The following is an 8263-nucleotide window of genomic DNA, read 5'->3' on the forward strand; positions in this document are numbered from 1 at the left end:
TCAGTCGAGCTCGTCGTCGAGGTCGTCGTCCAGGTCGCTGCTGGAGCCGCCACCGGCTGCGGGCGAGGCGGCAGCGGGCAGGCGCACGGAGTCGTGGAACTCGGGGTTGAGCTGGACATAAATGACGGCGAGACAGGCCCCCAGGATGCCCAGTGCCACAAGCGACACGGCGGTCGGCGTGGAGCTGACGATCCATTGGGCCATGCCATCGACCCCCTTATCCAGCTGGTCCTCAACCTTCCCGCCGTGGGAAGTGACGGTGGTGCCGAAGGTAGCGAAGACGAAGCCCAGGAAGAAGAAGGGCATGAGCTTGCGCGCCTTCATCATGTTGATGACCATGGCGTAACCGACGACGACGATGAAGCCACCGGCGATGTTGAGCCCATCGGTGATGACCTTGGGAATGGCCTCCAGGGTATCCTTCACGGTCTCACCATCGGCCAGGATGGCGACGGCAGCCGTCGGAACGGCCACCCGAAGCCCCTGAAGGCCCAGGGTGGTGAAGTGCATGATGGCGATGCCCCGGTAGTTGGCCTGCTCGGCGAAGCGGTCCGCTTGATGGGCGAAGAAGATGGCGATCGTTCGCACGAAGATCGTCAGTCCTTGCCCCGCCGCAGCCACTAGTACGGCCACAGTCACGGCCTGGTTAATAGCATCGCCCTGGGCGATTCCCTGGTTGACGAACACCACGGCGACGACCGTGGAAACCGTGGAGGCCAGAGCGGCGTCGGGCGCCATGGCGGCACCGACGTTCATCCAGGCCAGGGCGATGAGCTCGAGGGTTCCACCGGCAACGATTCCGACGGTGGGGTTGCCCAAGGCAATACCGGTCAGGGTGCAGGCGACGAGCGGGCGGTGAAACTGCCGCTCGTCCAGGACGCTGGCCATACCCGCGACGAATGCCACGAGCGTGACCAGAATGATCTGGATCAGATTGATGTCATGCACGGTACGTCTCTCTCATGTGAGGGCTGACAAGACACCCCTTCTGGTCCCGCCACCACGAAGGAGCGGGATGGGATGTCTGAGGGATATGCGGGGAGTGGGTGCTGACGGCGTCAAAGATCGTCGGAGCTCAGAGCAGCCCCTTGTCCTTGAGCGTCTCCATGAGATCGGAGCTCGCGGTGGAGGGCACCTGCTGGATGTACTGCTTGATGCCGCGCGAATCGATCTCCTTGAAGGCCGCGACGTCCTCAGGGCTGGCGTAGACGGCCTGGGAGACCTGGCTGGTGCCCTGCTTGAAGGTCATACCGCCGACGTTGACCTCCTTGGCCTCCACACCCAGGTCGAGCAGGCGCACGATGTCGGCCGGAGTCTCGACGACGATGACGGCCTTGAGGGCCTCGTACTTGGGGTTCTTGTAGACGCGGGCGGCCTTCTCGACGCCCAGCACGTGGACCTTCACCTTGCCGCCTCCGGTCTGCAGCATGAGGGTCTTGCGCAGCTCATCGTTGGCGGCGCCGTCGGAGACGGCGAGGATGGCCTCGGCTCCAAGGGATCCGGCCCAGTTGTTGGCGACCTGTCCGTGGACCAGGCGGGAATCGATACGCAGGAGCTTGACATCCATCAGAGCTCGTCTCCTTCATCGTCAGAAGTGGTGGTGGGTGCTGGGGTGAAGACCTCGGAGAGGACTTTGACGCCGTCGGTGGCGGACGTCCGGGCGGCCTCTACGAGCTCGGCGAGCCCGGCGCCAGCGAGGCGACGGGACAGGACCTCGATGACCATGGGCAGGTTGACACCGGTGACGACATCGGCGTCATCGCGGCCCGCGGCGAAACGGGCGGCAGCGTTATATGGGCTGCCGCCGAAGAGGTCGACGAGGATGAGGTGCTCCTGACTGGGGGACGCCTCGACCGCGGCGGTGTACTTCGCCAGCAGGTCGTCGGGCCCCTCGGAGGGGTCGAAGGTGACGGCGACGACGTCGTCACTGGGGCCGACGATCATCGCGGAGGAGGCAACGAGGCCTTCAGCCAGGTGTCCGTGAGCGGCTATGACCAGGGAAGCCATGGGCGGGAACCTTTTCCATCCGGGCTGCCGCCGAGGATTCCGTGAGGCCCGGGCAACAGCGACGTGTGTGACATGGCGACGATAGGGACGATCGACGTGATCACCACCACGTAGACGCCCACCAGTTTCACACAAAAAACCACAAAACCGACATTGCTAACACGCGTTAGCATATGCAAACCTCGATTGTGCGGCGTAAATACGCGTTTTTATTTAATCAAGGTCGAACATGGAATGCGAAAACCGGCTGTTTGTGTTTTATGTCACATCATAGGACGATGGTCCCCGTTTCGTCAGCGGCGTCACGCACGCGGCACGTTGCGCTCGAGCTCTGCGAGCCAGGCAGTCGCCGCGGCATCGGAGGGCATGCGCCAGTCCCCGCGAGGCGACAACGAGCCGCCGGCCACCACCTTGGGGCCATTAGGCAGGGTCGAGCGCTTGAACTGGTTGGTGAAGAAGCGTCGGTGGAACAGCTCGAGCCAGTGGCGGATCTCGGGAAGATCGTAGGCGACCCTCTCCGCTTGGGGCAGGCCCTCGGGCCAATCCCCGGCAGTCGCGTCCGACCAGGCCTGATACGCCAGGAAGGCGATGCGACTGGGGCGCGCCCCTCGGCGCAGCACGTGCCACAGGGTGAAGTCCTGCAGGGCGTAGGGCCCGATCTTGGCCTGGGTGGACTGGATGGCACCACCGGCTCCGGCCGGGACCAGCTCGGGGCTGATCTCGGTGTCCAGGATGGACAGCAGCGTGCGCCCGACGACGTCGTCGAACAGGCGCTCGGCGACCACCCAGCGGATGAGGTGCTGGATGAGGGTCTTGGGAATACCGGCGTTGACGCCGTAGTGGGCCATCTGGTCGCCCACCCCGAAGGTGCACCAGCCCAGGGCCAGCTCGGAGAGGTCGCCCGTGCCCAGGACGATGCCGCCGCGGTGGTTGGCGATGCGGAAGAGGAAGTCGGTGCGCAGGCCCGCCTGAACGTTCTCGAAGGTGACGTCGTAGAGGTCCCGCTCACTGATGCCATCGGGGAGGTCGCCGGTGCGGGCGTACTCGCCGTAGGGGTGGCCCATCTCGGTGAGCATCTGGGTGGCCGTGGCCCGGATGTCGAGCTCCTCGAAGATGCAGCCCAGGCCGACGGCGAGGTCCTCGGCGTTGCGGCGCGTGCCGGCGCTCGTGGCGAAGCCGGGCATGGTGATGGCGTGGATGTCCGAGCGAGGTCGGCCCAGGCGGTCCATGGCGCGGGCGGCGACGATGAGGGCGTGGGTCGAGTCCAGGCCGCCGCTGACGCCGACGACGATCTTGGGGTTGCCGATGGCCCCCAGGCGCTGGACCAGGGCGGCCACCTGGATGTTGTAGGCCTCGTAGCAGTCCTGAGCGAGGCGGGCCGGGTCGTCGGGCACGAACGGGAAGCGGTCCACGCGGCGGCGCAGGCCGATGTCCGTACGCGGGGCCGTCAGCTCGGCGCCGCCGATCCTGATCCGCTGGAAGGCCGCCGGGTCGGTGAAGGTGGTGGCCGCGGCTGGGGAGCCTGCGGCCGGGGAGCTCAGGGTGCGGGCGTTATCGGCGAAGGTCCCCTGGCGCAGGCGCTCGGCGCGCATGCCCTCGACGTCGACGTCGACGACCGTGGCGCGCGGCCCGTCCGGGAAGCGCTCGGTGGATCCGAGCAGCTCGCCGTTCTCGTAGACGAGGGTCTGGCCGTCCCAGGCCAGGTCCGTGGAGGATTCGCCCTGCCCGGCGGCGGCGTAGACATAGGCGGCCAGGCCCCGGGCCGACGACGATCGGGCCAACAGCTCGCGGTCCTCGGCCCGCCCCACGGTGATGGGAGAGCCGGAGATGTTGACCAGGACCGTCGCCCCGGCCAGAGCCGCAAGCGACGAGGGCGGGACGGGCACCCACATGTCCTCGCAGACCTCGACGTGGAAGGTCAGGCCGGGGACATCGTCGACCTCGAACAGGAGATTGGGCCCGAAGGGGACCCGGGATGCCGGCCTGCCGGGTACAGCAGCGGCATCGGAACCAGAGTCGTTGGAGCCGTTGCACACGCCGGGCAGCTCAATGGTCTCCACCCCGGCGGGCAGGGCGTCGCCGGGGGCGAAGTGCCGTTTCTCGTAGAACTCCCGGTAGGTGGGCAGGTAGGACTTGGGGGCGACGCCGCGCACGCGCCCGCCCTGGATGACCAGGGCGCAGTTGTAGAGACGATCGCCCAGGCGCAGGGGCGCACCGACGACGAGGGCAGGCAGGAGGTCGGTGCTGGCGGCGCGCAGGGTCTCAATGGCGGCGAGGACGTCGGACAGAAGCACATCGGACAGGAGGAGGTCGTCGATGGCGTAGCCGGTCAGACACAGCTCGGGGAAGGCGGCCAGGCAAACGCCGTCGTCGCCCAGAGACCGGGCCTGCTCGATGATGGCAGCGGCGTTGGCGGCCGGGTCGACGGGCACCACGGGCAGGGTGACGGCGGCGACGCGGGCGAAGCCCTGGTCGTAGGCAGAGTGAAACTCGATGTCGGTCACAGCGTCAGTCGCAGTGTCATTCACGGCTTTGGTCACGGGCCGATCCTCCCATCGACGGCGCCTTCCTGCGAGACCGCCGCTCCTCAGGACGACCCGCGAGTCGGCCCGCTGCATCGTGTCCACAACTCGTCCTTGTCGGCACGGGCGGAGACATCCTGCGCGCACGGGGACCGGGATCTGCCTCTGAGCGCGTCGATGGCGCCTGTCCAGCAGCACGCTGCGCCCACCACGTCACCCGTGGAACCGGGGGCGACGAGGCGGGCGCAGTTCTGCACTCACGCATGTGCCCGAGGTGCCGCCTGGAACCGGTGACGGCTGGGACGGACGCATGCCAGGAGAAAACGAGTGACGAGGAGACAAGAGGAGAGAAGCAGTGAGGAAACAGCAATCACCTTTCTTTCAATGGGTCGACGGCCTGACGCCGCCAGCGGGTTTCAGTGGTCGTAATTCTGGTGCGGGCCGTGTTGCCGCGGCGCTAAAGGCAGCCAAGGAGTCGTCGCGAACCGGCCCCGGCAGGCCGGGCTGGTTGAGAACAGTCAGTACTGAAGTCAGTACTGGAGTCAATAACGGCCGGGGGCGGGCTCGTCGAGCATGAGGCACCAGGCGGCGGCGTAGACCAGGCACATGGGGCCGGGCAGGAGGCAGGCCAGGAGAGCTCCGACGCGCACCGCGGTGACCGGCATGTCCCAGGCCTCGGCCAGGCCCCCGCAGACACCGCCCAGGACGCGGTGCTCGCGGGAGCGGCGGGGCAGAGAGCTGCGGAAGCGGGAGAACTCATCCGCGCGGCCGCCGGAGGCGGTACCGGCGTCCCCCTCGGAACGGGTGGACTGACTGAACTGACCGGGGTACTGCTGCTGTGTCATACCTACAAGTCTGGCCGAGGCGGTCCGCCGTCCGCCATCGGGGAGCACCCTGAGAAGTCCCCGACGTTTCCCGGGAGTCGTCCCTGAGCGCTTGATCGGGACCGGGTGTCCGCGTAGTTTGTCACTGTTGCTAACGCGCGTTATCGAGTGCGCCACCCAGGCCTTCCGCCTCGCACCGCCACTGCGTTCCGCATCGCCCATCCGCGCCGACCCCATTCCCCGGAGGACATGCCATGAGTCGGATCACCCGGCCTCTCAGCGCCCTGGCCGCTTTCTGCCTGCTCGCAGCCGGCTCTACCCTGGCCTCCATGCCCGCAGCCGCAGCCGGCCAGGTCCGCCCGGCCACCCGACTGGCCCCTTCCTCCCCGCTGGCCCCAGCAGCTCCGAATGCCGACCAGGCCGGCGAGCAATGGCGCCCGCAGACCCACTACACCCCGCAGAAGAACTGGATGAACGACCCCAACGGGCTCGTCTACTACGACGGCGAGTACCACATGTTCTACCAGTACAACCCCGAAGGCTCGGACTGGGGCAATATGTCCTGGGGGCACGCCGTCTCCAAGGACCTGGTCCACTGGCAGGAGCTGGGCGTGGCGATCCCGTACACCTCCCAGTACGGGGTGTTCTCGGGCTCGGCCGTCGTCGACACCCAGAACACCTCTGGCCTGGGCAGCCCGGACAACCCGGCCATGGTCGCGGTGTGGACACGCGCCGATGTCGGCGGTAACCAGTCCCAGTCCCTGGCCTACTCCACGGACAAGGGCCGCACCTGGAACCTGTACAACAACGGCGATCCGGTCCTGGACATCGGCTCCAACGAATTCCGCGACCCGAAGGTCTTCTGGGACGAGACGGCCGGCCGCTGGACCATGGTGGTCTCCCACGCCACCGAGCACCGCATCTCCTTCTACTCCTCCCCCGACCTCATCCACTGGACCGAGCAGTCCAGCTTCGGGGGCGAGGGCATCACCTCAGCGGTGTGGGAATGCCCGGATTTCTTCCCGCTGCAGGTCGACGGCGACTCCAAGGAGACCAAGTGGGTCCTCGTGGTGACGGTGGCCGACTCCGCCCAGTACTTCGTGGGCAGCTGGGACGGCTCCACCTTCACCCCCGAGGAGATCCCCCACTACACCGGTGAGGAGGGCACGACCCTGGCCGACTTCGAGAACGGCTACACCGGCTGGAAGGCCGACGGCGCCGCCTTCGGCTCGGGCCCGGCCACCGGCGATCTGCCCGGCCACCAGGGCAAGGCCTACGTGGACTCCTTCGGCAGCGGCGACGCCGACACCGGCACACTGACATCGGATGAGTTCACCGTCTCCTCGTCCTACATCAACCTGCGCACCGCCGGCGGCAAGCACCCTTATAACCCCCAGGCCACCGGGGACAACGGCGGCGGCAAGCTCCTGGCCGGCTTCGACGGCTCCTGGGACGGCTGGACCGTGGAGGGCAGCGCTTTCGGGGCCGCTCCCGGGCAGGGAGCCGCCCCGGGCCAGCAACCGCTGGTCAACCACTCCAGCGCCGGGCTGCTCAACACCTACTTCGACGTCTCCACCGGGCAGGGCTCGGACGCCACCACCGGCACCGCAACCTCCCCGGCCTTCACCATCGACTCCTCCTACCTCAACCTCCTCATGGGCGGCGGCGCCAATCCGCGACCCACCGGAGGCGCGGACGGCGGCGGGGGCTCCGGGGCGACCGTCGTCGAGCTCGTCGTCGACGGCAAAGTGGTGCGCTCGGCCACCGGCCGCAACCTGGAGGAGCTCAACTGGCAGAGCTGGGACGTCAGCGACCTCAAGGGCAAGTCCGCCCAGATCGTCGTCACCGACACGGCCACCGGAGGCTGGGGACACATCCTCCTGGACGAGGTGCGCGCCTCAGACACCAAGGCCTCCCCCTTCGCCGACAACACCTCGGTCAGCCTCGTCGTCGACGGCAAGGTCGTCGCCTCCGCCACCGGCAACAACTCCGGGACCCTGGAGTGGACGAGTATGGACGTCTCCGCCTACAAGGGCCGCAAGGCCCGCCTCGTCATCGAGGACCACAACGGCAATGCCGAGGACTGGGGCCACCTCATGGTCGACCAGATCATCCAGTCGAACACAAAGGCCTTCTCCGGGGCCGACGTCGTCCCGCGTCTGGACTACGGCAAGGACTACTACGCGGCCGTCACCTGGAATGACGCCCCCGACGGCAAGCGATACCAGGTGGGATGGATGAGCAACTGGGCCTATGTGCGCAACCTGCCCACCACCACCTGGCGCACCGCCATGTCGACGGTGCGCGAGCTGGGACTAACCCGGGTGGACGGCAAGCTGCGGCTGACCGCCCAGCCGATCACCGCCCTGGAGTCCCTGCGCACCGGCCAGGAGGTCACCCGGAAGGACACCGACATCCCAGCGGGCGACACCTCCCTCGGCCAAGCCGCTCAGGGCACATCCCTGGACATCAGCGTCGACCTGAGCCCGGGCACATCCTCCTTCGCCGGTCTCAAGGTCCTCGACAACGGCGAGCGGTACACGCTCATCGGCTACGACGCCGGGGCCAAGCAGCTCGTCGTGGACCGCACCCACTCCGGAGTCACCGATTTCTCCCCGAAGTTCCCGGACCGCGCCACCGCCCCGCTGTCGCCGGACAGCAAGGGCCAGGTCCACTTGCGCATCGTCGTCGACGCCCACTCCGTGGAGGTCTTCGCCGCCGACGGCACCCCCGTCATCACCGAGACGGTCTACCCCGAGCAGGGCTCCGCCAACGTCTCGCTCTACGCCGAGGGCGGCACCGCCCGCTTGAACTCCCTGAGCCTGTGGCACCTGGGGGCCGCCGATGACGCCGGAGGAGCCGCCGAGAGCCCCGACTCCCCCGGCCCAGGGCAGCCGGCCGCGCAGAGGC

Annotated in this window: 6 protein-coding genes; 1 reads left to right on the forward strand and 5 read right to left on the reverse strand. The window is 67.7% G+C overall.

Annotated features, from left to right (window positions below; all coding sequences use genetic code 11):
* The 5 genes from HMPREF0975_RS02290 to HMPREF0975_RS02310 all read right to left on the reverse strand — a co-directional run bounded on the left by HMPREF0975_RS02290 (window position 1) and on the right by HMPREF0975_RS02310 (window position 5374).
* The gene (locus HMPREF0975_RS02290; protein ID WP_009232500.1) at window positions 1-948 is read right to left on the reverse strand and encodes a mannose/fructose/sorbose family PTS transporter subunit IIC; all 948 of its coding nucleotides are present in this window, start codon (window positions 946-948) and stop codon (window positions 1-3) included.
* A gap of 127 nt (window positions 949-1075) precedes the next feature.
* Window positions 1076-1567, reverse strand: a complete 492-nt coding sequence (locus tag HMPREF0975_RS02295) for a PTS system mannose/fructose/N-acetylgalactosamine-transporter subunit IIB (RefSeq protein WP_009232501.1) — start codon at window positions 1565-1567, stop codon at window positions 1076-1078.
* Window positions 1567-2007: a PTS sugar transporter subunit IIA gene (locus tag HMPREF0975_RS02300; protein ID WP_009232502.1), complete on the reverse strand. Its 441-nt coding sequence runs from the start codon at window positions 2005-2007 to the stop codon at window positions 1567-1569. The genes HMPREF0975_RS02295 and HMPREF0975_RS02300 overlap by 1 nt, the downstream gene beginning before the upstream one ends.
* Before the next feature lie 302 nt (window positions 2008-2309).
* Window positions 2310-4547 carry an NAD(+) synthase gene (locus tag HMPREF0975_RS02305; RefSeq protein WP_009232504.1) on the reverse strand — a complete coding sequence of 746 codons (2238 nt, stop codon included), beginning with the start codon at window positions 4545-4547 and terminating at the stop codon, window positions 2310-2312.
* Window positions 4548-5071: 524 nt separating this feature from the next.
* On the reverse strand, window positions 5072-5374 hold the full coding sequence (locus HMPREF0975_RS02310) for a PspC domain-containing protein (RefSeq protein WP_009232505.1): 303 nt from the start codon (window positions 5372-5374) through the stop codon (window positions 5072-5074).
* Window positions 5375-5607: 233 nt separating this feature from the next.
* On the opposite strand from HMPREF0975_RS02310, the gene HMPREF0975_RS02315 reads away from it, so the two are divergent.
* A partial coding sequence (locus HMPREF0975_RS02315; RefSeq protein WP_009232506.1) for a GH32 C-terminal domain-containing protein occupies window positions 5608-8263 on the forward strand: 2656 nt, incomplete at its 3' end.

Origin of the sequence: Actinomyces sp. oral taxon 849 str. F0330 (assembly GCF_000239715.1) — a bacterium.
In the GTDB taxonomy this organism is placed as follows: Bacteria; Actinomycetota; Actinomycetes; order Actinomycetales; family Actinomycetaceae; genus Actinomyces; species Actinomyces johnsonii.